Source organism: Bradyrhizobium sp. 154, assembly GCF_023073875.1.
Classification (GTDB): Bacteria; Pseudomonadota; Alphaproteobacteria; order Rhizobiales; family Xanthobacteraceae; genus Bradyrhizobium.
The window spans coordinates 52,100-73,211 of record NZ_JADPKG010000056.1 but is presented as its reverse complement, the minus strand read 5'-3'; the positions used below and the strand labels follow the sequence as shown (position 1 = coordinate 73,211).

General features: G+C 63.9%; 20 protein-coding genes and 1 pseudogene. 8 read left to right on the top strand and 13 right to left on the bottom strand.

Annotated elements, in window-relative coordinates; all coding sequences use genetic code 11:
• A partial coding sequence (groEL, locus tag IVA92_RS15470; protein ID WP_247534256.1) for a chaperonin GroEL occupies positions 1 to 900 on the bottom strand: 900 nt, incomplete at its 3' end.
• A 42-nt stretch (positions 901 to 942) separates the two neighbouring features.
• Positions 943 to 1,257: a co-chaperone GroES gene (locus tag IVA92_RS15465; protein WP_247280104.1), complete on the bottom strand. Its 315-nt coding sequence runs from the start codon at positions 1,255 to 1,257 to the stop codon at positions 943 to 945.
• Positions 1,258 to 1,636: 379 nt separating this feature from the next.
• Between IVA92_RS15465 and IVA92_RS15460 the strand changes: the two genes are divergently transcribed.
• Complete coding sequence (locus tag IVA92_RS15460) at positions 1,637 to 1,924, top strand: usg protein (RefSeq protein ID WP_247280103.1); 288 nt, start codon at positions 1,637 to 1,639, stop codon at positions 1,922 to 1,924.
• Positions 1,925 to 2,088: 164 nt separating this feature from the next.
• Entirely contained in the window at positions 2,089 to 2,616 is a 528-nt protein-coding gene (locus tag IVA92_RS15455) for a cupin domain-containing protein (RefSeq protein ID WP_247280102.1), read from the top strand.
• A 134-nt stretch (positions 2,617 to 2,750) separates the two neighbouring features.
• Here the strand turns inward: IVA92_RS15455 and IVA92_RS15450 are convergent, their stop codons facing one another.
• Entirely contained in the window at positions 2,751 to 4,001 is a 1,251-nt protein-coding gene (locus IVA92_RS15450; protein ID WP_247280101.1) for a nucleoside transporter C-terminal domain-containing protein, read from the bottom strand.
• 184 nt (positions 4,002 to 4,185) lie between these two features.
• On the opposite strand from IVA92_RS15450, the gene IVA92_RS15445 reads away from it, so the two are divergent.
• Positions 4,186 to 5,424, top strand: coding sequence for an MFS transporter (locus tag IVA92_RS15445; RefSeq protein WP_247280100.1), 1,239 nt, complete (start codon positions 4,186 to 4,188; stop codon positions 5,422 to 5,424).
• A 159-nt stretch (positions 5,425 to 5,583) separates the two neighbouring features.
• Here the strand turns inward: IVA92_RS15445 and IVA92_RS15440 are convergent, their stop codons facing one another.
• From IVA92_RS15440 to IVA92_RS15420, 5 genes are all read right to left on the bottom strand, one after another.
• Positions 5,584 to 6,342, bottom strand: a complete 759-nt coding sequence (locus IVA92_RS15440) for an SDR family oxidoreductase (protein WP_247280099.1) — start codon at positions 6,340 to 6,342, stop codon at positions 5,584 to 5,586.
• Positions 6,343 to 6,366: 24 nt separating this feature from the next.
• The gene (locus IVA92_RS15435) at positions 6,367 to 7,125 is read right to left on the bottom strand and encodes a proteasome-type protease (protein ID WP_247280098.1); all 759 of its coding nucleotides are present in this window, start codon (positions 7,123 to 7,125) and stop codon (positions 6,367 to 6,369) included.
• A gap of 171 nt (positions 7,126 to 7,296) precedes the next feature.
• The gene (locus IVA92_RS15430; RefSeq protein ID WP_247280097.1) at positions 7,297 to 8,145 is read right to left on the bottom strand and encodes a transglutaminase family protein; all 849 of its coding nucleotides are present in this window, start codon (positions 8,143 to 8,145) and stop codon (positions 7,297 to 7,299) included.
• Positions 8,146 to 8,269: 124 nt separating this feature from the next.
• The gene (locus IVA92_RS15425; protein WP_247280096.1) at positions 8,270 to 9,214 is read right to left on the bottom strand and encodes an alpha-E domain-containing protein; all 945 of its coding nucleotides are present in this window, start codon (positions 9,212 to 9,214) and stop codon (positions 8,270 to 8,272) included.
• Positions 9,215 to 9,216: 2 nt separating this feature from the next.
• Positions 9,217 to 10,635: a circularly permuted type 2 ATP-grasp protein gene (locus IVA92_RS15420; protein WP_247280095.1), complete on the bottom strand. Its 1,419-nt coding sequence runs from the start codon at positions 10,633 to 10,635 to the stop codon at positions 9,217 to 9,219.
• Between the two features lie 277 nt (positions 10,636 to 10,912).
• Here IVA92_RS15420 and IVA92_RS15415 point away from each other — a divergent pair, with 277 nt between their 5' ends.
• The 3 genes from IVA92_RS15415 to IVA92_RS15405 all read left to right on the top strand — a co-directional run bounded on the left by IVA92_RS15415 (position 10,913) and on the right by IVA92_RS15405 (position 12,951).
• Positions 10,913 to 11,650, top strand: a complete 738-nt coding sequence (locus IVA92_RS15415) for a molybdopterin-binding protein (RefSeq protein ID WP_247280094.1) — start codon at positions 10,913 to 10,915, stop codon at positions 11,648 to 11,650.
• 42 nt (positions 11,651 to 11,692) lie between these two features.
• On the top strand, positions 11,693 to 12,220 hold the full coding sequence (gene gpt, locus IVA92_RS15410) for a xanthine phosphoribosyltransferase (protein ID WP_247280093.1): 528 nt from the start codon (positions 11,693 to 11,695) through the stop codon (positions 12,218 to 12,220).
• Positions 12,221 to 12,333: 113 nt separating this feature from the next.
• Entirely contained in the window at positions 12,334 to 12,951 is a 618-nt protein-coding gene (locus IVA92_RS15405) for a hypothetical protein (protein WP_247280092.1), read from the top strand.
• A gap of 18 nt (positions 12,952 to 12,969) precedes the next feature.
• Here the strand turns inward: IVA92_RS15405 and IVA92_RS15400 are convergent, their stop codons facing one another.
• Entirely contained in the window at positions 12,970 to 13,992 is a 1,023-nt protein-coding gene (locus IVA92_RS15400; RefSeq protein ID WP_247280091.1) for a methionine synthase, read from the bottom strand.
• Between the two features lie 105 nt (positions 13,993 to 14,097).
• Here IVA92_RS15400 and IVA92_RS15395 point away from each other — a divergent pair, with 105 nt between their 5' ends.
• Positions 14,098 to 14,706 carry a 2-hydroxychromene-2-carboxylate isomerase gene (locus IVA92_RS15395; protein ID WP_247280090.1) on the top strand — a complete coding sequence of 203 codons (609 nt, stop codon included), beginning with the start codon at positions 14,098 to 14,100 and terminating at the stop codon, positions 14,704 to 14,706.
• On the top strand, positions 14,706 to 15,683 hold the full coding sequence (locus tag IVA92_RS15390; protein WP_247280089.1) for an NADPH:quinone oxidoreductase family protein: 978 nt from the start codon (positions 14,706 to 14,708) through the stop codon (positions 15,681 to 15,683). Before IVA92_RS15395 ends, IVA92_RS15390 begins: the two co-directional genes overlap by 1 nt.
• Positions 15,684 to 15,774: 91 nt before the next feature.
• On the opposite strand, the gene IVA92_RS15385 is transcribed toward IVA92_RS15390, so the two are convergent.
• The 4 genes and pseudogenes from IVA92_RS15385 to IVA92_RS15370 all read right to left on the bottom strand — a co-directional run bounded on the left by IVA92_RS15385 (position 15,775) and on the right by IVA92_RS15370 (position 20,909).
• On the bottom strand, positions 15,775 to 16,665 hold the full coding sequence (locus IVA92_RS15385; RefSeq protein ID WP_247280088.1) for a crotonase/enoyl-CoA hydratase family protein: 891 nt from the start codon (positions 16,663 to 16,665) through the stop codon (positions 15,775 to 15,777).
• 139 nt (positions 16,666 to 16,804) lie between these two features.
• A complete protein-coding gene (locus IVA92_RS15380; RefSeq protein ID WP_247280087.1) occupies positions 16,805 to 18,226 on the bottom strand; it encodes an amidase in 1,422 nt (473 codons plus the stop codon).
• On the bottom strand, positions 18,219 to 19,391 hold the full coding sequence (locus IVA92_RS15375; RefSeq protein WP_247280086.1) for a M20 aminoacylase family protein: 1,173 nt from the start codon (positions 19,389 to 19,391) through the stop codon (positions 18,219 to 18,221). The genes IVA92_RS15380 and IVA92_RS15375 overlap by 8 nt, the downstream gene beginning before the upstream one ends.
• Before the next feature lie 13 nt (positions 19,392 to 19,404).
• Positions 19,405 to 20,909 (bottom strand): annotated as a pseudogene (locus tag IVA92_RS15370) (M81 family metallopeptidase).
• Between the last annotated feature and the right edge of the window lie 203 nt (positions 20,910 to 21,112).

Below are 21,112 nucleotides of genomic sequence, written 5' to 3'. Positions count from 1 at the left end.
AACCTGGCCGCCGGTCAGGATCGCGATGTCCTGGAGCATGGCCTTGCGGCGATCGCCGAAGCCCGGAGCCTTGACGGCCGCGACCTTCAGGCCGCCGCGGAGGCGGTTCACGACCAGGGTCGCGAGCGCTTCGCCTTCCACGTCCTCGGCGACGATGACCAGCGGCTTGCCGGTCTGCACAACGGCCTCGAGCAGCGGCAGCAGCTCGTTCAGCGAGGAGAGCTTCTTCTCGTTGATGAGGATGTAGGCGTCGTCCATCTCAACGCGCATCTTGTCGGCGTTGGTGACAAAGTAGGGCGAGATGTAACCGCGGTCGAACTGCATGCCCTCGACGACGTCGAGCTCGGTCTCCAGCGACTTGGCTTCCTCGACGGTGATCACGCCCTCGTTGCCGACCTTCTTCATGGCGTCGGAGAGGAACTTGCCGATTTCGGCGTCGCCGTTGGCGGAAATGGTGCCGACCTGGGCGATTTCGTCGTTCGAGGTAACCTTCTTCGAGTTCTTCTCGAGGTCTGCCACCACGGCTTCGACCGCGAGGTCGATACCGCGCTTGAGATCCATCGGGTTCATGCCGGCGGCGACAGACTTGGCGCCTTCCTTCACGATCGCGGCCGCGAGCACGGTCGCGGTAGTGGTGCCGTCGCCGGCCGCGTCAGCGGACTTGGAGGCAACTTCGCGCACCATCTGGGCGCCCATGTTCTCGAACTTGTCCTCGAGCTCGATCTCCTTGGCGACGGTGACGCCGTCCTTGGTGATGCGGGGAGCGCCGAACGACTTGTCGAGCACGACGTTGCGGCCCTTGGGACCGAGCGTGACCTTCACCGCGTTGGCGAGGATGTCGACGCCGCGCAGCATCTTGTCGCGCGCCTCAACCGAGAATTTGACTTCTTTGGCTGCCATCTGGATTTTTCCTTGAAATTTAAAGGGAAGGGAGCGGGGCTCTTAAGCCGCCTTCTTCTTGGACTCGCTGACTTCGAGAACGCCCATAACGTCGCTCTCCTTCATGATCAGCAGATCCTGTCCGTCGATCTTGACCTCGGTGCCGGACCACTTGCCGAACAGCACGCGGTCGCCGACCTTGAGGTCGATCGGGATCAGCTTGCCGGACTCGTCGCGGCCACCGGGGCCGACGGCGATGACTTCGCCCTGGGAGGGCTTTTCCTTGGCAGTGTCGGGAATGATGATGCCGCCAGCGGTCTTCTCTTCTGCGTCGATGCGCTTGACCACGACGCGGTCGTGAAGCGGACGGAATTTCATGCAGTCCTCCTAAGCAATTGCAAGAGTTGAGGAATTCGAGGTTGTTAGCAGTCGTTGCCCGCGAGTGCTAGCACAGGCGAGGAAGAAATAGGACAGGAATTTTGCGGGGGCAAGGGCTTCTAGCAGAAAATTAGCACCCGGAAGCGCGGACTGCCAGAATCTCTTTCACATCGTTAACGGTGCGCCGGGCCGTATTAGCACGGAGCCGCATCTGCTGCTAACGCATTGAATTTCAACAGCTTGTTAAACTTTTGGGCTTGAGATGAATTGTCAGTTTGCGTCACATTTCTCACATGTGAGCGCATCAGTACCGGGTGGCTCGTAAGGCGCACACCGACCAGGCCGCCCCTTGAATGCGCTCCTGCAAAGGAGGTTTGGCATGGGACTGCAGAGTGGGGGCGTTTCCGAGGATTTCCGGAAGCAGATGCTGGGTTACGGGCTGACGACGGCGCAAATTCTCTATCGGATGCCGGATCATCCGTCGCTGCTCCAGACTTACGTCTGGCAGAATTACGACATGTTTCCGAAATTTCCGGCGCTGAAGGATTTCCTGGCGTTCTGGCAGGAAAGGCTCGACGGCCCCCTGCACTCGGTTACCGTGGCGCATTGCAAGCTGATCAAGCCGGCCGAACTCCGCGCTGTCGACGGCGTGTTCCGGCTGCATTGAGATCGAGCACCGGCTTCGTAGGCGAGCAAAGGCGCGCTCGCGCCGCGCCCACCGTCTCCGCGACTGCTTCTCGCAATGGTGGGCACGTTTCGCTTTGCCCCGGCTACATCATCTCGTTCTGTGCTAGTCTCGCCGCATAATAACAAGCAACGGGAGGCGGGCCGATGGTCAAAAAAGTAAGATCGCGCAGCGCAGCGCAAGCCGCGGTGAAGAAGCGGAGTGGAGCCAAGGCCGCAGCTCGATCCGCGGCGCGCAAGGCAGTGAAGGCGAAGGCGCGTATGCTCGCTCAGAGCAAACCCGCCCGGCCCAAGCAGCGCATCGCCATCAGCCATCACCGCGAAGAGGATTTCAAAGCCGACGGCCTGCGCGCCTATGCCAAATATCGCGACCTTGGCATCGCCGATGCGACCCATGGCCTGGCGCAAGCGCATGTCATCCGTCTGCAAGGCCCGTGTAATCCGGCCGAGGTCTCAAAGCTTCACTATCACGATGTCGAATTCCAGATGGTTTACGTGCTCAAGGGCTGGGTGAAGACTTATATGGACGGGCAGGGCGAGACCTTGATGAAAGAGGGCAGCGCCTGGACCCAGCCGCCGAAGATCAAGCACATGATTCTGGATTACTCGGACGATGTGGAATTGCTGGAGGTGATCCTGCCGGCGGAGTTCAAGACGGTGGAGTTGAAGGCGTAGGCGCTATTGTTGGAGGGGCGCAGGCCTCTCAACTCGTCATTGCGAGGAGCCCTTGCGACGAAGCAATCCAGAATCTCTCCGCGGATGCAGACTGCATTGCTTCGCTTCGCTCGCAATGACAAGCGGAGAGAAGTCTAGTTCAATACCCCCACCACCGCTCCCATCAGGCACGTCGTCAGCGTCCCCGACACGATCGACTTCAGCCCCAGCGCGTTGATCTCCTCGCGCCGCTCCGGCGCCATCACCCCTAAGCCGCCGATCATGATGCCGAGGCTGGCGAAATTGGCGAAGCCGCACATCGCGTAGAGCATGATCAGGCGCGAGCGCGGATCGAGCGCGTCGGGCGGCAGTTTTGAGAAGTCGACATAGGCAATCAATTCGTTGAGCACGGTTTTCGTGCCCATCAAGCTGCCGGCGGTGACCGCCTGGTCCCATGGCAATCCCATCAGCCAGCACACCGGCGCCATCGCGAGGCCCAGCAGGCGCTGCAACGAGATCGCGGCGCCGCCGATATCGGGCAGCAGGCCAAGGATGGCGTTGACGAGATAGACCAGAGCCACCAGCACCAGCAGCATTGCGACGATGTTGAGCAGCAGCTCGAGGCCCGCGGTGGTGCCCTTCACGATCGCGTCCATCGTGCCGGAGACCTCCATCTCGGGATTTTCCAGCGCGCCGCCGGTGCGTCTGTCGGATGTCTCGGGCACCATGATCAGACTGACGAGGATCGCGGCCGGCGCGCCCAGCACGGAGGCAATGACGAAGTGCGCGGCGGCATCGGGGATAAGGGGTGCCAGCAGCGTCGCATAGAGCACCAGCACGGTGCCGGCGATGCCGGCCATGCCGCCGGTCATCACCAGGAACAATTCGCTGCGGGTCATCTGCTTCAGATACGGCCGCACGAACAGGGGCGCCTCGACCATGCCGAGAAAGATGTTGGCGGCGGTCGACAGCCCCACGGCGCCGCCGACCCCTAAGGTGCGCTCCAGCAGCCAGGCCATGCCCCGCACGATCGGCGGCAGCACCCGCCAATAGAACAGCAGCGTCGTCAGCACGCTCATCACCAGCACGATCGGCAGCGCCTGGAACGCCAGGATGAAATCCGCACCGGGCACTTTGACCTCGAAGGGCAGGGCGCCGCCACCGATATAGCCGAACACGAACGAGGAGCCGGCGCGCGAGGCCGCGGAGATCGCGCCGACCGCGTCGTTGATGGCGCCGAAGGCGCGCGCGACCGCGGGTAACTTCAGGAGGACGATGGCGGTGACGAAGGTGACGAAGAGGCCGATCGCCGCCTGCCGCAGCGATACGGCGCGGCGATTCTCTGCGAGCGCGAAGGCGATCAGCAGCAATGCGAAAATGCCGAGTGCCGATTGCAAGCGCAGCATGATGTCCCCAAAGCCTCAATGATTATGGCCGCGCCTGCGTTGCAAAGGCAATGCCGGGACATGCGGGAGGCGTCCCGCTGTTGACAAGCCGGTCCCCCTCAGTCACGCGGGGGCGCGTCGAGATCAGGGCACGGACGGTCCGAGGGTGACCCAAAAGACGATCCAAGAGGTGGTCGAAGCGGCGATGCCAGAGCAGTCAATATCCGGTAATCCGCCGGTCAGTGCCCGCGCGCTCCTCGCCCACCGCGCCTTCCTGTTCTTCCTGCTCTCGCGCAGCCTGTCGCGTTTCTCCAGCCAGATCGCGGCGGTCGCGATCGGCTGGCAGATCTACGATCTCACCGGCTCGGCCTTCGATCTCGGCATGGTCGGCCTCGTGCAGTTTCTGCCCACCGCGCTGCTCGTGTTCGTCGCCGGCCATGCCGCCGACCGCTACGAGCGCAAGCGCGTCGTCCAGCTCTGTCAGCTCGTGGAAGCGGCAACCGCACTCTATCTCGCTGTGATCACCTATCTCGGCGCGGTCGGCGAGGTGCAGATCTTCGTCGCAACCTTCGTGCTCGGCATTGCCGGCGCCTTCGAGAGCCCGACCACGGCGGCGCTGCTGCCGCTGATCGCACCGCAAGGTTCTCTCCAGCGCGCCACCGCGGTCTCCAGCGGCGCGGCGCAGGTCGCGACCATTACGGGGCCCGCGCTCGGCGGCTTTGCCTATGCGGTGGCGCCGCATCTCGCCTATGCAGTGATGGTGCTGTTCTGGATCCTTGGGATGATCTTGACCGGCTTCATCCGGCCGCGTCCGCAGGCGGTCGCCAAGGAAGGGACGAACTCGGACAACATCTTTGCCGGTGTCCGCTTCATCCGCAGTAATCCTGCGATCCTCGGCACCATCTCGCTTGATCTGTTCGCAGTGTTGTTCGGCGGCGTGACGGCGCTGCTGCCGATCTATGCCCGCGACGTCCTCCAGACCGGGCCAGTCGGGCTCGGCGTGCTGCGTGCGGCACCTGCGGTTGGCGCGCTCTTGATGACCATGGTGCTGGCGCGTCACGCCGTCTCGCGGCATGTGGGCCTGCGCATGTTTCAGGCCGTGATCGTGTTCGGTGTCGCCACGATCGTATTCGCGCTGTCGTCCTGGATGTGGCTCTCGGTGCTCGCGCTCGCCGTTCTCGGCGCCGCCGACACGATTAGCGTCGTGATCCGTTTCTCACTGGTGCAGCTGTCCACGCCCGACGAGATGCGCGGCCGGGTCGGAGCGGTGAATTTCCTCTTCATCAATGCCTCGAACCAGCTCGGCCAGTTCGAGAGCGGCCTCACCGCCGCCCTGTTCGGCGCCATGCCCGCCGCTGCGCTCGGCGGCGTCGCCACCGTCGCGGTGGCGCTCCTGTGGATGAAGCTGTTCCCGAGCCTGCGCCAGGTGGAGAGTTTGGAGTAACACTCCGCCCTTCGACGCGTGATTGCGAGGAGCTCGCGACAAAATTGCGAAGCAATTTTGCGCTGATGCGACGAAGCAAGCCAGAATCCCTCCGCAGAGAAATCCTGGATTGGTTCGCCGCGCTCGCAAGGATGATTGTGGAGGCGCTGCGTTCTTTGTTTACCCCCGCCCCACGAACGGCATCTTGGTCGCCATCACCGTCATGGTCAGCACATTGGCGTCGAGCGGCAAACTCGCCATGTAGGCGACGGCATCGCCGACCGCCTTGGCATCCATGCGCGGCTCGTGCTTGGTGGTGCCGTCGGGCTGGAGCACGCCGGGACCGTTGACCATGCGGTCGGTCATCGGGGTGGCGGCATTGCCGATATCAACCTGGCCGACCGCGATGTCATACATGCGGCCGTCAAGATTGGACGCCTTGGTGAGACCCGTGATGGCGTGCTTGGTCGAGGTGTAGGCGGCAGAGAACGGCCGCGGCGCGTGTGCCGAGATCGAACCATTGTTGATGATACGGCCGCCGCGCGGGGTCTGGTCCTTCATGATGCGGAAGGCGTGCTGAGTGCACAGGAACGGGCCGGTGAGGTTGGTGTTCACTACCGCCTGCCACTGCTCAAGGCTGAGATCCTCGAAGTTGACGGCCGGCGCGCCCATGCCGGCGTTGTTGAAGAGCAGGTCGAGGCGGCCATAGGTCTCCTTCACCTTGGCAAACAGCGCCGCGATCGAGTCCGGTTTGGTCATGTCGGCGGTGACACACAGGCTTTTTCCTGCGGGGCCGAGCTTTGCGGTCTCCTCGAGCATGTCGAGCCTGCGCCCGACCAGCACCACGGTGAAGCCGGTGTTCATCAGCGCCAGCGACGCCGCACGCCCGACACCGGTGCCGGCGCCCGTCACCACTGCGATCTTTTTTGCTTCACTCATCGTTTCCTGCCTTTTGTCATGCTGTCAGGTTTTGGGTTCTTTTTCGTTCTTGTAGGGCGGGCGCGGAATGTTCTGATGTGCGGCGCGCAACGCCGCCGACCAGCGCGAGCGCAAATCGTGGAAATAGGGCTCGCCCGCCTCGATGCGGTGATTGAGATCGGCCTCGCAGGCATCGTTGCGCACCACCAGCACGTCGATCGGCAGGCCGACGCCGAGGTTCGAGCGCATGGTGGAGTCCATCGAGATCAGGCCGGTCTTCAGCGCCTCGTAAAGCTCGACGTCGTAGTGCATGGCGCGGTCGAGCACCGGCTTGCCGTATTTGTGCTCGCCGATCTGCAAGTACGGCGTATCTGTGGTGCACTCGATGAAATTGCCCGCGGTGTAGATCATGAACAGGCGCATCCGGGAACCCTTGATCTGGCCGCCGAACAGGAAGGAGACGTCGAAGGAAACGTCCTCGGACTTCAGCGCCGGACCTTCGGTCGCGTGCACGGCCCGGATCGCCCGGCCGATGCGCTGGGCGGCCTGGAACATGGTCGGCGCGTTCATCAGCGTCTCGATCTCGCCCGTGTCGGGGTCCTCCAGGCCTTCCGTCAGCGTCGACAGCACCGACTGGCTGATGGCGAGGTTGCCGGCGCTGGCGATCGCCATGATGCGCTCGCCGGGCTTGGAGAAGATGTGCAGCTTGCGGAAGGTCGAGACGTTGTCGAGGCCGGCATTGGTGCGGGTGTCGGCGATCATCACCAGACCGTCCCGAACCAGGATTCCGCAACAATAGGTCATTTCCAGTCCCCGAACGCGTTTGCGCGGAATTACTAGCCAATTTCGGGAGCCGCTCCAACCCCGATTCCTAGGGATCATGTCGTCATTCCGGGGCGCCGGAAATCCATTCCTCCGCTAACTCTGCGGCCAATGGATTTCGGGCTCGTGCTGAGGCACGCCCGGAACGACGAGTTAGCTTTGCCGCTGTGACTGCGATTGCGACTGCCCGCCGCGGCCGGCCTGCTCGACCTTGACCGCCACCGCCAGAGTCTCCGTGCCGCCGCCATAGCGGGTACCGCGCACGGGGGCTGCGCCGAGATAATCGAGTCCGATCGCGACGCGGACATGGGCGTCGGTGGCGCAGATGCTGTTGGCGGGATCGAAGCCGACCCAGCCGAGATCGGGCACGTAGGCCTCCGCCCAGGCGTGGCCGGCCTCCTGGTGCACCGTACCGTCAGAGCGCAGGAAGTGTCCGGAGACGAAGCGCGCCGGCACGCCGCCGCTGCGTGCGCAGGCGATGAAGATGTGCGCGTAGTCCTGGCAGACCCCGCGCTTGAGCGTGAACGCCTCCGCCGCCGAGGTGCCGCTGTTGGTCGGGTCCTCGTCGAAGGTCATGTGATCGCCGATCTCGGTCATCAACGTGTGCAGGAAGCCGAGCGTGTCGCTCTCGGCCTCGCTGCGCAACTGGCGCGCAACCGCCATCATCGCTGGATTGACGGAGGTGAGGTCGGTTGAGCGCAGAAACATGCCGGCCGGAAAGCGCTCGTCCGTGCCGCGCAGCACGCCGCCGGTGTCGTGGGTCTCGATCAGGCCTTCGGCGGTGATCTTGATGTCGCCGACGGGACCGCAGGACAGCACATGGGTGACGTTGCCGAACGCGTCCTCGTGCGTGTCGAGCTTGGTGTCCGTCGAGACGTCGATCTGCCATTCCGCCACGTATTGCCCGTCATGGCTGCCGGGCGTCATGCGCAGGATCTGGATCACGCTGGTCGCCGGCGGCTCGTAGCGATAGGTCGTGGTGTGCTGGATTCGCAGGCGCATGGTGATTAACTTGCTCCGTCATTCCGGGATGGCCCGAAGGACCAGACCCGGAATCTCGAGATTCTCAGGTGCGCAATTGCGCACCATAGTTCGCCCTTCGGGCGCCCCGGAATGACAGCCTGTATCAGATCAAATACTGCTTCGTGATGATTTCGCCCAGCCTTGAATTGTCCGTAATGAATTCCTGAATGAATTCATGCACGCCGTGCTGGAAAATGTCGTTCATATTGCTGTGTTCCAGCCGGTTGCGGATGCCGCGGGCGTGGCGCTGAGCGGGGCCCTGGCGGCCATAGGCGACGCCGATCTGGTCGAGGTTGCGCACGAGATTGCCGTAGCAGCTTGCCAGCGAGCGCGGCAGCGTGTCGTTGAGGATGAGCAGGTCTGCGATCAGCCACGGTTTAAGCGTCTCGCGATAGACCCAGTGATAGGCCGTCAGCGCCGAGACCGAGCGCAGAATCGAGCTCCACTGATAGAAGTCGAGCGGGCCGCCGACATGCTCTTTCTCGGGCAAGAGCACGTGATACTTCACATCGAGGATGCGCGCGGTGTTGTCGGCGCGTTCGAGATGCACGCCCATCCGCGAGAACCAGTAGGCGTCGTTGCGCAGCATGGTCCGGTAGGCCGACCCGTCGAAGCGCAGCGAGGTCTCCTGCACGAAGCGCAGGAATTTTGCGAGGTCCTCCCGCGTGGAGGTGCCCTTGCTCCAGACCGCCTGAAGCTCGATCCAGGCCGAGTTGATGGTGTCCCACATCTCGCTGGTGAGCGCGGTGCGCACCGAGCGCGAGTTGAGGCGGGCCGCCTCGATGCAGTTCTTGATCGAGGACGGGTTTGCCGCCGAGAACGAGAGGTAATCGACGACGTTGTGCTCGTTGGCTTCCTCATATTGCTGATAGAAACTGCCGGCGACACCGGCGGTGAGCAGCGCCGAGTCCCATTCATTGGTCTTGCCGATATAGGCGGCGGGAAGCGCGGTGACGCGCAGCGTCGCATCGATGGTGCGCGCGAGGTACTCGGCCCGTTCGACGTAGCGAGCGAGCCAGTAGAGGTTTTCGGCGGTACGCGACAGCATCTCTACTCGTCCAAAATCCAGGTGTCCTTGGTGCCGCCGCCCTGGCTGGAATTGACGACCAGAGAGCCTTCCTTCAGTGCAACGCGTGTCAGCCCGCCCGGCACGATCGTGGTGCGCTTGCTGCCCGTGAGCACGAAAGGCCGCAGGTCGACATGGCGCGGGGCGAGGCCGCTTGCGGTACAGGTCGGGCAGGTGGAGAGCGCCAGCGTCGGTTGCGCGATGAAGCCTTCCGGCTCACGCTTCAGTTTTTCGCGGAAGGCCTCGATCGTGGCTTTCGTCGCGGCGGGGCCGATCAGCATGCCGTAGCCGCCGGAGCCATGGACTTCCTTGACGACGAGTTCGCCCAGATTGTCCAGCACATAGGCGAGATCCTTCGGCTCGCGGCAGCGCCAGGTCGGCACGTTCTTCAGGATCGGCTCCTCGCCAAGATAGAATTTTACGATGTCGGGCATGTAGGAGTAGATCGCCTTGTCGTCGGCGATGCCGGTGCCGACAGCATTGGCGAGCGTGATGTTGCCGGCCGCATAGGCCGACATCAGGCCCGGCACGCCGAGCACGGAGTCGGGGCGGAAGGTGAGCGGATCGAGGAAATCGTCGTCGACGCGGCGGTAGATCACGTCGACCCGCTTCAACCCCTCCGTCGTCCGCATGAACACTTCGTTGTTCTTGACAATGAGGTCGCGGCCCTCGACCAGCTCGATGCCGAGCTTGTCGGCCAAGAACGAGTGCTCGTAATAGGCGGAGTTGTAGACGCCGGGCGTGAGCAGGGCGACCGTCGGCTCGCCGGAGGCGCTTTGCGGCGCGACCGAGCGCAGCGCCGCGAGAAGCTCGTCCGGATAGCGTTCGACCGGCGCCACCCTGTGGCGGGCGAACAGATCCGGAAACAGCCGCATCATGATCTCGCGGTTTTCCAGCATGTAGGACACGCCCGAAGGCGTCCGCGCATTATCCTCCAGCACGATGAAGTCTTCAGCGTCGGTCCGGACGATGTCGATGCCGGCGATGTGCACATAGACATCGTGCGGCACCTGCTGGCCGTTCATCTCGGGCCGGAACACCGGGTTCTGGAAGATCAGGTCGTCGGGCACGATTTCGGCGCGAAGGATATCGCGGCCGTGATAGATGTCGCGCAAAAACATGTTGAGCGCACGCACGCGCTGCTTCAGGCCCTTCTCCAGCAGCGCCCATTCCTTGCCGGACATGATCCGCGGGATCACGTCGAATGGGATCAGGCGCTCGGTCGACTCGGCTTCGCCATAGACCGCAAAGGTGATGCCGATGCGGCGGAACAGCAACTCCGCCTCCTGGCGGCGATATTCGAGGGCCTCGGGAGGCGTCTCCTTGAGCCAGCGCGCCAGCTCCTGATAAGCAGGCCGCAGGTCGCCGCCGGGAATATTCATTTCATCAAACGCGACTGCCATAGATCCCGACTGTTCTCCCAGGCGTTGCGGCATGAGCCAAGTCGCGCCGGCCTTGGTGGAGACCGCAACGTCCTGTGGCCATGCGGCAAGAGTGCATGACTTTCATGTGGTAGCAAGGGGCGGGCCAGCGCGATAAGCATGGAGGATGGGCATTTGCCGAGGATGGCCGGCGGCTTGCCTGAAAAAATGGCTGAGGACTGCTTATTTCGGCGGCAAAACCGCGTGACTTCAACGCGTTACCTCGGCAAAGTTGGCGCCACAGGTGAGGGACAGTTTTATGAGCGAGATCGTCACGGCGGGCATTCTGGTCATTGGGGACGAAATCCTGTCCGGCCGAACCAAGGACAAGAACATCGGGTTCATCGCCGAATACCTGACCAATATCGGCATCGACCTCAAGGAAGTCCGGATCGTCTCCGACGACGAGGACGACATCATCGCCGCGTTGAATGCACTGCGGCAGCGCTACACCTATGTCTTCACCACCGGCGGCATCGGCCCGACCCATGACGACATTACTGCCGACAGCGTCGCCAAGGCCTTCGGCGTCGGCATCGACCATCACCCGGAGGTGGTCGCCCGCTTCCGCGAGCGCTGGAGCGAGCAGGACCTCAACGAGGCCCGCTTGCGCATGGCTCGCATCCCTGACGGTGCTGAGCTGATCCAGAGCGCGACCATCCTCGCTCCGGGCTTCAAGATCGGCAATGTCATCGTGATGGCCGGCGTGCCCTCGATCATGCAGGCGATGATGGACATCGTCTCGCCCAAGCTGAAATCCGGCGTACGCATGCTTTCCGAATCGGTCCGCGCCAATGCGCGCGAGGGCGACATCGGCAGCCCGCTGCGCGCGATCGCGGCCGCCCATCCCGACACCATCATCGGCAGCTATCCCTTCATGGATGAGGAGCAAAGGCCGAACACCAATCTGGTGGTGCGCTCGCGCGATGCGGATAAGCTCGCGGCGGCGATGTCGGCGGTGAAGGAAATGCTGGCGGGATTGAACATCACCCGCTAAAGCGCCCGGCTTGCCGGACGTTTTACGAAGCAGGAGACGACAATGGCGGGTGAATCACCGGAACTGAGCGCGCAGGAGCGGGCGGGCAAGGCCTTCCCGGTCTCCTGGGACCAATTCCACCGGGATTGCCGGGCGCTGAGCTGGCGTCTCAACGAGGTCGGTCCGTTCCATGCAGTGATCGCGATCACCCGCGGCGGCCTGGTGCCGGCCGCGATCGTGGCGCGCGAGCTCGGCGTGCGCGTGATCGATACGGTCTGCATCGCCAGCTACGACCACAACAAGCAGGGCGAGCTTCAGGTCCTCAAGAGTATTTCCGAGGCGGCGATGAAGCTCGGCGGCGGCACCGGAAAGGGGCTTCTAATCGTCGACGACCTTGTCGATACCGGAAAGACCGGCAAGCTGGTGCGCGAGATGCTGCCCAATGCGCATTTCGCCACCGTCTACGCCAAGCCGATGGGGCGTCCGCTGGTTGATACCTTCATCACGGAAGTGTCGCAGGATACCTGGATCTTCTTCCCCTGGGACACTGCGCTGTCCTACCACCCGCCGCTTCGCGACGGGGCCGCGTGAGAGACGAAGTCATTCCGGAGCGATGCGAAGCATCGAACCCGGAATCTCGAGATTCCGGGTTCGGTCCTGCGGACCGCCCCGGAATGACGTCGGTTTAACGGGCGGAGGCAGCCATGCCCCTGCAAAATCGCGTCACGCCGACTGGTGAGATCATTGCCACGCCCCATCGCGGCCTGTTCACCGGCAATCGCGGCATCATCCATGATCCCGCGACGAAGACGCTGCTTCGGAAGCGGTGGTCGTCGCCGGCCTGGCTCACCTGCACTTGCGAATTCCGCGGACGGCGCCGCGAGGTGATGGCACAGCGAAGCTGGACCGAGCTGTTCTTCCTGGACGAGGCCACTGCGCTCGCCGCCGGCCATCGCCCCTGCTTCTATTGCCGCCGCGACGATGCCAATCGCTTCCGGGCTGCGTGGGAAAAGGGCAATCGCGTGCACGGCGTCCGCATGCACGACATCGACACGGTGCTGCATCATGAGCGGCTCGATCACGGCAGCAAACGACTGCACGTACTGCTGGTGCCGCTCGACCAGCTCCCCGACGGCGCAATGGTTCAGCAGGGCGAGGAGAGTTTTCTGGTGATGCGGGGCAGGGCGCTGTTGTGGTCGCCGGCGGGTTATACCGCGGTCGAGCGTCAGCTTGGCGAAGCGACGTTACTGACGCCGCCCTCGACGCTGCGCACATTGAACTCCGGCTACGCGCCCGTGTTGCATCCGACGGCGCTGCCTTAGCACAGCGCGCCCTTGCCATTACCCGAGTTTCTCGCGCGCCAGCGCCGCGCCGGCGCCGAGCGCCATCAGCTTGGCTTCGGCGATCTCCCGCCGCATCGGCGCCATGCCGCAATTGGTGGTGGCGATGATGTTGCTCTTCGGGACGAATTTCGACACTGCCTCGATCACCTTCACGACGTCGTCCGCCGTCTCCACCGTGTCGCTGGCTACGTCGATCACGCCGGCCTGCACAATCTTGGTCTTGAGCAGCGCCAGCAGGTCGAGCGGCACCTTCGAATTGCGGCACTCGATCGCGACCTGCTGGATCGGGCTGGCATCGATTGCCGGGAAGATCTGCTCATACTGCCGCCATTGGCTGCCGAGCGTCGCCTTCCAGTCAGTGTTGGCCTTGATGCCGTAGCCATAGCAGATGTGCACGGCGGTGGCGCAGGTGAGACCCTGCGCCGCGTGCTCCAGCGCCTTGATGCCCCAGTCGTTGACCTCGTCCATATAGACGTTGAAGGCGGGCTCGTCGAACTGCACGAGATCGACGCCGTCGGCCTGGAGCGCCTTGGCCTCTTCGTTCAGCAGCTCGGCGAAAGCGAACGCCATCTTCACGCGGTCGCCGTAATAGCGGTCCGCAATCGTGTCGATGATGGTCATGGGGCCGGGCAGCGTGAATTTCAGCTTCTTTTTCGTGTGCGAGCGCGCGACGCGCGCCTCGTCGGCATGAACGCGGCCCTTGAGCCGGAGCGGAGCGACTACCTGCGGCACCATCGCCTTGTAGCGGTCCTTGCGAATGCCCATCTCGACCTTATGCGCGAAGTCGATGCCTTCGACCTTCTCCAGGAAGCCGTGCACGAAATGCTGGCGGGCCTGCTCGCCCTCGGTGACGATGTCGATGCCGGCGTCCTCCTGGATCTTCAGCCAGATCAGCGTCGCGTCGCGCTTGGCGCGCAAGAGCTCCTCGCCCTGCGATTTCCAGGGCGCCCACAGCATGTTGGGCTCGGCGAGCCATTCCGGCTTCGGCAAGGAGCCGGCGATCGTGGTTGGAAACAGCATGGCGGCCTCCCGGCGGGTTATGTTGCGCCTCTTCCTGCCATGTCTTAACGTCGAGGTACAGAACGACAAAAGTCGTCAACCCCGCGACGCCGGACCGGAAACGCCATGATCGAATTCTTCTTCGACTGTTCCAGCCCCTGGACCTATCTCGCCTTTCACAACATCCAGCCGCTGGCGAAGGAGCTCGGCGCGGAGATCATCTGGCGGCCGATCCTGGTCGGCGGCATCTTCAACACGGTCAATCCGAGCGTCTACGCGCAGCGCGAAAAGCCGGTGCCGCTCAAGGCGCGTTACATGAAGAAGGATCTCGCCGATTGGGCGCGCTCGGCAGGCCTGTCGATCAAGATGCCGCCGACCGTGTTTCCCGTGAACAGCGTCAAGGCGATGCGCGGCTGCATCTGGCTCGGCAATCACATGGTGCCGTTCGCCGCGGCCGTGTTCGAGACCTACTGGGGCGAGGACAGGGACATCTCGCAGGACGCGGTGCTCGCCGACATCTGCAAGAAGGTCGGCATCGACGAGCAGAAATTTTTCGCCGGCATCGCAGAGCAGGGCATCAAAGACCAGCTCAAGGCCAATACCGAAGAGGTCGTGGCGCGTGGCGGTTTCGGCTCGCCGACGATCTTCGTCGGCAAGACCGACATGTACTTTGGCAACGACCGCCTGCCGCTGATCCGCGAGGCGCTGCAGCGTCAAAAGGCGAGTGCGGCCTGATGGTGCGGGCCGTCATCTGCCGCGAACTCGGCGCGCCCGAGACGTTGCGGCTGGAGGAGTTTCCGTCGCCGCCGCTAAAGCCCGGCGAAGTGCGCGTTGCGATCCGCGCTGCCGGCCTGAACTTTCCCGACGTGCTGATGGCGGCTGGCGAATATCAGCTCAAGCCGGAGCTGCCGTTCACGCCCGGCATGGAAGCTGCCGGGGACGTCATCGAGGTGGGTGCGGAGGCGAGGGGCGTTGCCGTCGGCGACAAGGTCATCGTGAAGATGCGCCACGGCGCCTTCACGGATGAAGCGGTGGTGACGCCATCGCAACTCACCCCTAAGCCGTCCACTTTCGACTATGCTGAGGCCGCGACCTATCTCGCTGGTCATGGCACGGCCTATCATGCACTGATCGATCGCGGCCGGGTCGCGCCGGGCGAGGTGCTGCTGGTGCATGGCGCCGGCGGCGGCGTCGGTCTCGCGGCCGTCGAGATCGGCAAGATGCTGGGTGCGACCGTGATCGCAACCGCCTCCAGCGACGAGAAGCTGGCGATCGCGAAATCGCGCGGCGCCGATCATCTCGTCCGCTACGATCGTGAGCCGTTTCGCGATGCTGTCAAGCACATCACCGACGGCCGCGGCGCGGATGTGGTGTTCGATCCCGTCGGCGGCCAGGTGTTCGAGGATTCGATGCGTTGCATCGCCTGGGGCGCGCGATTGCTGGTGATTGGCTTTACCGGCGGCATCGGTTCGGCCAAGACCAATCTCCTGTTGATCAAGGGCGCGAGCGTGTTAGGCGTGCGCGCCGGCGAAGCGGTTCGAAGGAATCCCGCACTCGGCGACGTGCGCCTGAAGGCGCTGCTGCAATGGGCGGAGGAGGGCAAGCTGCGTCCCAACGTCTCGCATCGCCTGCCGCTGGAAGACTATGCAAAGGCGATGCGATTGCTGATCGAGCGCAAGGCGATCGGCCGCGTGGCGCTGGTGATGGATTGAGTTTTACCACCGTCATTCCGGGGCGCCCGAAGGGCGAACCCGGAATCGAGATTCCGGGTTCTCGCTTCGCGAGCCCCGGAATGACCGTGAACTATTTATATTCCCGCTCGGTCCACCACGGGAAATAGTCCGGCATATCGCTGGACACCTTGTTCTTGAATTGCGCCGGACGCTTTTCCAGGAACGACACCACGCCTTCCTTCACATCGTCGGAGCGGCCGCGGGCGTATATGCCGCGGCTGTCGATCTTGTGCGCCTCCATCGGATCGTCCGCGCCCATCATGCGCCACATCATCTGGCGGATCAGGGCGATCGAGACCGGCGCGGTCTTGGCGGCAAATTCCTGGGCAAGCGCGCGCGCCGTCGGCAGGAGATCATCGGGCGGCACGACCTTGCTGACGAGACGGCCGGAGAGCGCTTCCTGTGCCGGGAAGACGCGGCCGGAATAGCACCATTCCAGCGCCTGCGAGATGCCGACGATGCGCGGCAGGAACCAGCTCGAGGCGGCCTCCGGCACGATGCCGCGCTGGGAGAACACGAAGCCGAAGCGAGCGGCATCCGAGGCGATGCGGATGTCCATCGCGAGCTGCATGGTGACGCCGATGCCGACGGCAGGGCCGTTCACGGCAGCGATGACGGGCTTCAAGCATTTGAATATGCGTAGCGTCACCTGGCCGCCGCCGTCGCGCACCTGCGGATCGCTGTAATCGACCTTGCCGTCGGCGAGCCGCTTCACCGGCCCGCGGCGCGCGTCGCGGTCGAACGTATCCGCGCCGGACGAAAGATCGGCGCCCGCGCAAAAGCCGCGGCCCGCGCCGGTGACGATGATGGCGCGGATATTGTCGTCCTTGTCGGCGGCGTCGAACGCGTCGATCAGCTCTGCTTGCATCTGTGCGTTGAAGGCGTTGAGCTTGTCGGGCCGGTTCAGCGTGATGGTGAGGATCTGCTCGGCGACCTCGTACTTGATCGTCTCATAGGCCATGGTGGTTTCCTTCCCTTGTCATTGTTGAATCAATTCTGTCATTGCCGGGCTTGACCCGGCAATCCATCTTTTTCGGAGAGGATGGATACGCGGGTCGAGCCCGCGCATGACGAGTTGTGCGCAGACGCTAGATGCGATTCTAACCCGCCGGCGGGCTCGGCCAAGGCCGCTGCGGGCCGCGTAGACCTTCAAAAGTCTTGGCCATGCCGAGCACGCCGATATCGTCGAAGCGACGGCCGACGATCTGCACGCCAATGGGAAAACCCTTGGCGTCGAAGCCGCCGTTGACGGAGATCGCGGGATTCTCCGACATATTCCACGGCACGGTATAGGCGATGTGCTCGAACGGCTTCATGGGATCGTTGGTGGGCGAGGCCCATTCCGCCGGATAGTTCACATTCGGCGCGGTCGGCGAGATCACATAGTCGATCTCGCAGAACAGCTTTCCTGCTGCTGCGCGGATCGCCATGGTCTGATTGAAGCCGCGGATGACGTCGACGCCTGACAGCTTTGCGCCGGACTCGCCCCATTTGAAGATGTAGGGCAGCACCTTGGCCTGCTCGGCCGGCGTCAGCTTGGACAGATCGTCCCACATGCGCGCACGCCAGAAATTGTCGAGGCCGTCGAGCATGTCGCGTGTGAGAATGCCGTCGACCTCGGTCACGATCGCGCCGGCGGATTCGAACGCCTTGGCCGCCTTCACGGCGACCTCGCGCACCGGCTTGTCCAGCGGCAGGCCGACGCCGGGATCGAGCATCAGGCCGATGCGCAGTTTGCGCGGAGACTTCTCCAGCCCCTTCCAGTTGAGCGGCTCGGCCGGCAGGCTCATCCCGTCGCGGCGATCGGGCTTGGCGATCACGCTCATCATCAGCGCACAATCGTCGACCGTGCGGGTCATGGGACCTGCGACGCGGCCGACATAGGCGGGATCGATCGGCACGCGGCCGAAGCTCGGCTTCAATCCGACGAGGCCACACCAAGCGGCGGGCAGGCGCACCGAGCCACCGATATCGGTCCCGAGATGCAAGGGACCATAGCCGGCGGCAGCGGCGGCGCCCGCACCCGCGCTGGAGCCGCCGGGATTCTTGGAGAGGTCCCAGGGATTGCGCGCGAGCGCGTGAAAGCTGGAGAGACCGGAGGACAGCATGCCGTAATCGGGCATGGTGGTCTTGGCGAAGATGATGGCGCCGGCCTCGCGCAGCCGCGCGGCGGGCGGTGCGTCCTTCTCGGCCGGCACCAGCTTGACGCTGGCAGCACCCAGCGGCACCGGCACGCCCTTGGTCGCGATGTTGTCCTTCACCGTAACAGGCACGCCGTCCAGTGCGCCGCACGGCTCGCCGCCGCTCCAGCGCGCGGTCGAGGCCTTTGCGACCTCGCGCGCGCCGTCGGGATCGAATGCATAGAGCGCCTTCAGATGCGGTTCCCACGCCGCGACATGCGCAAGCACGTCTTCAAGCACCTCGCTCGGCGAGAACTGCTTGGCGCGATAGCCCGCGATCAGATCGACCGCCGACAGATCATGCAGCGAGGTGACCGTCTCTTCGACGCTCTCTTTATGCATTGCCCCCCACCGGCATGCGGGTTTCGATGATGCGGGCAAACATGCTGGCGCCGATCGGCAGGATCTTGTCGTCGAGCACGAAACCGGGATTGTGCACAGGCACCGAGCCGTCATGGCCGACCCAGAAATAGGCGCCGGGGATGGTCTGCAGCATGTCGGCAAAATCCTCGCTGCCCATCTTCGGTTGGGCGCGGGTGATCACGTTGGCAGGATCGACCACGGTGCGCGCGACCTCCTCGACCACCTTGGACTGCTCAACCTGGTTGACCAGCACGCCGAACGTGTCGCGGATGTCGGCCGCGATCTCGCACTGGAATGCGGCGGCGATACCAGCGCAGATCGTGCGGATGCGCTCGCTGATCATGGCGCGGACTTCGTTGGAGAAGGTGCGGATGGTGCCGCAAAGATGCGCTTCGCCTGGGATGACGTTATAGGCGGAGCCCGCATGGATCTGGGTGATCGAGATGACGGCGGATTGCAGCGGCTCGACGTTGCGGCTGACGATGGTCTGGATCGCCTGCGCCAGCGTGGTCGCGATGATCACCGCGTCCTTGGATCGCTCGGGCATCGCGCCATGCGCGCCGTAGCCCGTGATGCGGAGGTCGAAGAAGTCGGCGCCGGCCATCGCCGGGCCCGGCAGAATCGCGATCTCGCCGTGGTTGAGATCGGGCGCGTTGTGCAGGCCGTAGAGCTCGTCGCAGGGAAATTTTTCGAACAGTCCGTCCTTGATCATGGCACGGGCGCCGCCGAGGCCTTCCTCGGCCGGCTGGAAGATCAGGTGCACGGTGCCGTCGAAATTGCGGGTCTCGGCGAGATAGCGCGCGGTGCCGAGCAGCATGGTGGTGTGGCCGTCGTGGCCGCAGCCGTGGAAGCGGCCGGGAATTTTCGAGCTCCATTTCAGATTGGTGTTCTCTTCCATCGGCAGCGCGTCCATATCGGCGCGCAGGCCGATGCGCTTGCCGCTCGTGCCCTTACCCTTGATGACGCCGATCACGCCGGTGCCGCCGAGACCGCGATGCACCTCGATGCCCCAGCTCTTCAGCTTGTCGGCGACGATACCGGAGGTGCGCACTTCCTCAAAGCCGATCTCGGGATGGGCGTGGAGGTCGCGCCTGATAGCGGTGAGTTCGTCGGCATAGCCGTCGATGCGGTCGATCGTGGGCATGTGTCCTGTCCGGTTAGCGTGAGGAAGGGGTGAAGGCGGGTCCGTTCGGCTTGATGCGGATGCCCGGCCGCAGGCGCGTCCAGGGCAGGCAGGCGGTGTCGGCCGGCATCGCGCCCGGTGCGGCGCAAATCAGCAGCTTTTCCGCGATCGGCTCGAAATCGGCGCGGAAGTGCACCGAGCTCTTGTTGACCAAAATCTTCCTCGCGTCGGCTCGATGCCGACATAGCGGTACATTGCCTGATCGGCGAGCTGCGCCTTGTGCGAGGAGACGACGACGCGGACGTCGCCGATGCGCAAGGCTGCGGAGGGGCCCATCTCCATCTCGCGGCCGCCATAATAAGGGCCGGACGCGATGAAGCGGCCGTCGGAGAGTTTTTCGACCACGAAGGTCTCGCGATAGGGCTCGTCGCCCGGAATGCCGGACTTGCCGCCGAGCGACAGCGTGACGGCGGCCCCGACGCCGGCTGCATGCGCGGCTCTGGCCGATTCCGGATCGTAGATCACCCCCGTCGCGGCACTTGCCTTGTTGCGCACCAGTGCGCGCAGCATACCGGTGGTATCGGAATCGCCGCCCGCGCCGGGATTGTCCTGGGTGTCGGCGATGACGATCGGCTTGCTCGCACCCTTGGAAAGCTCCATCGCATGGCGCACGCCGTCGTCGGGCGACCAGATCTTGCCGTCGAAGTCGTCCTCGTGGCTTTCGATCAGCTTGAGAAGCGCATCGGCCGCGCGGTCGGCGTCCGCTTGCGTCTTGCCATAGGCGAACACGCTCGGCCCGCAATCGCGGAAATCGGCGGCGGGGAAGCCGGGCGCGAAGGACAGCGTCGGAACCGCGTCACCCTCCAGCGCGGCGAGCTTCTCGTAGATGCTTTTGGTCGGCTGGTCGCTCGTGCACTGCCAGCTGATCGGGATCAGGAATGGCAATTGCCGGAACGCCTTTGCGAAGCGTTGCCTGGACTTCAGGAGCAGTGCGAGATGGCGCGCACAGGCGCGGCCGGTTGCGGCCATGTCGACATGCGGATAGGTGCGGTAGGCGATCAGCGCGTCGGCATGCTCGATCATCTCGGGCGTGACGTTGGCGTGCAGGTCGAGGCTCGCGACCAGCGGAATATCTTTGCCGATGATCCGGCGCACGCGCGCCAGGATCTCGCCTTCGCCATCGTCGAGGTGCTCGGCCACCATCGCGCCGTGCAGGTCGAGATAGACGGCATCGAGCGGACCGGCGGCTGCGATGCCGTCGATCATCACCTTCACGATGCGCTCGAAAGCATCTTTGGTGACATGCGCCGACGGGCTCGCACCGCAGGCGATCGTTGGGATGAGTTCCCAATCGTTCATTTCAGCGCCGTCGACGAAGCCCGCGAGACCGACATTGATGCGCCGCATCACCTTCAACACGTCGGCGCCCTGCGTCATCGCCGGCCAGCCGCCGCCATGCTGGAAGTCCGCGAACGTCGCCTTCGTCGGCGCGAAGGTGTTGGTCTCGTGCAGGAAGCCGCCGACGGCGATACGTGTCATTCGATCCAGTCCAATCGATCAAGAGTGCGCGAAGTTAGCCTTGGCCTTGCTGCAAGAGCAAGGTGGGAAGCAATCGCGCCATGCATGGGGTCAGATCGTTTTGGGAATGCTGCGGATGCGGTGGGGTGTGAGAGGAGCCATCTGCCACACCGCGGAGTCGTCCTGGCGAAGACCAGGAGCCACCGCGAGGTCCATCTGTCGTG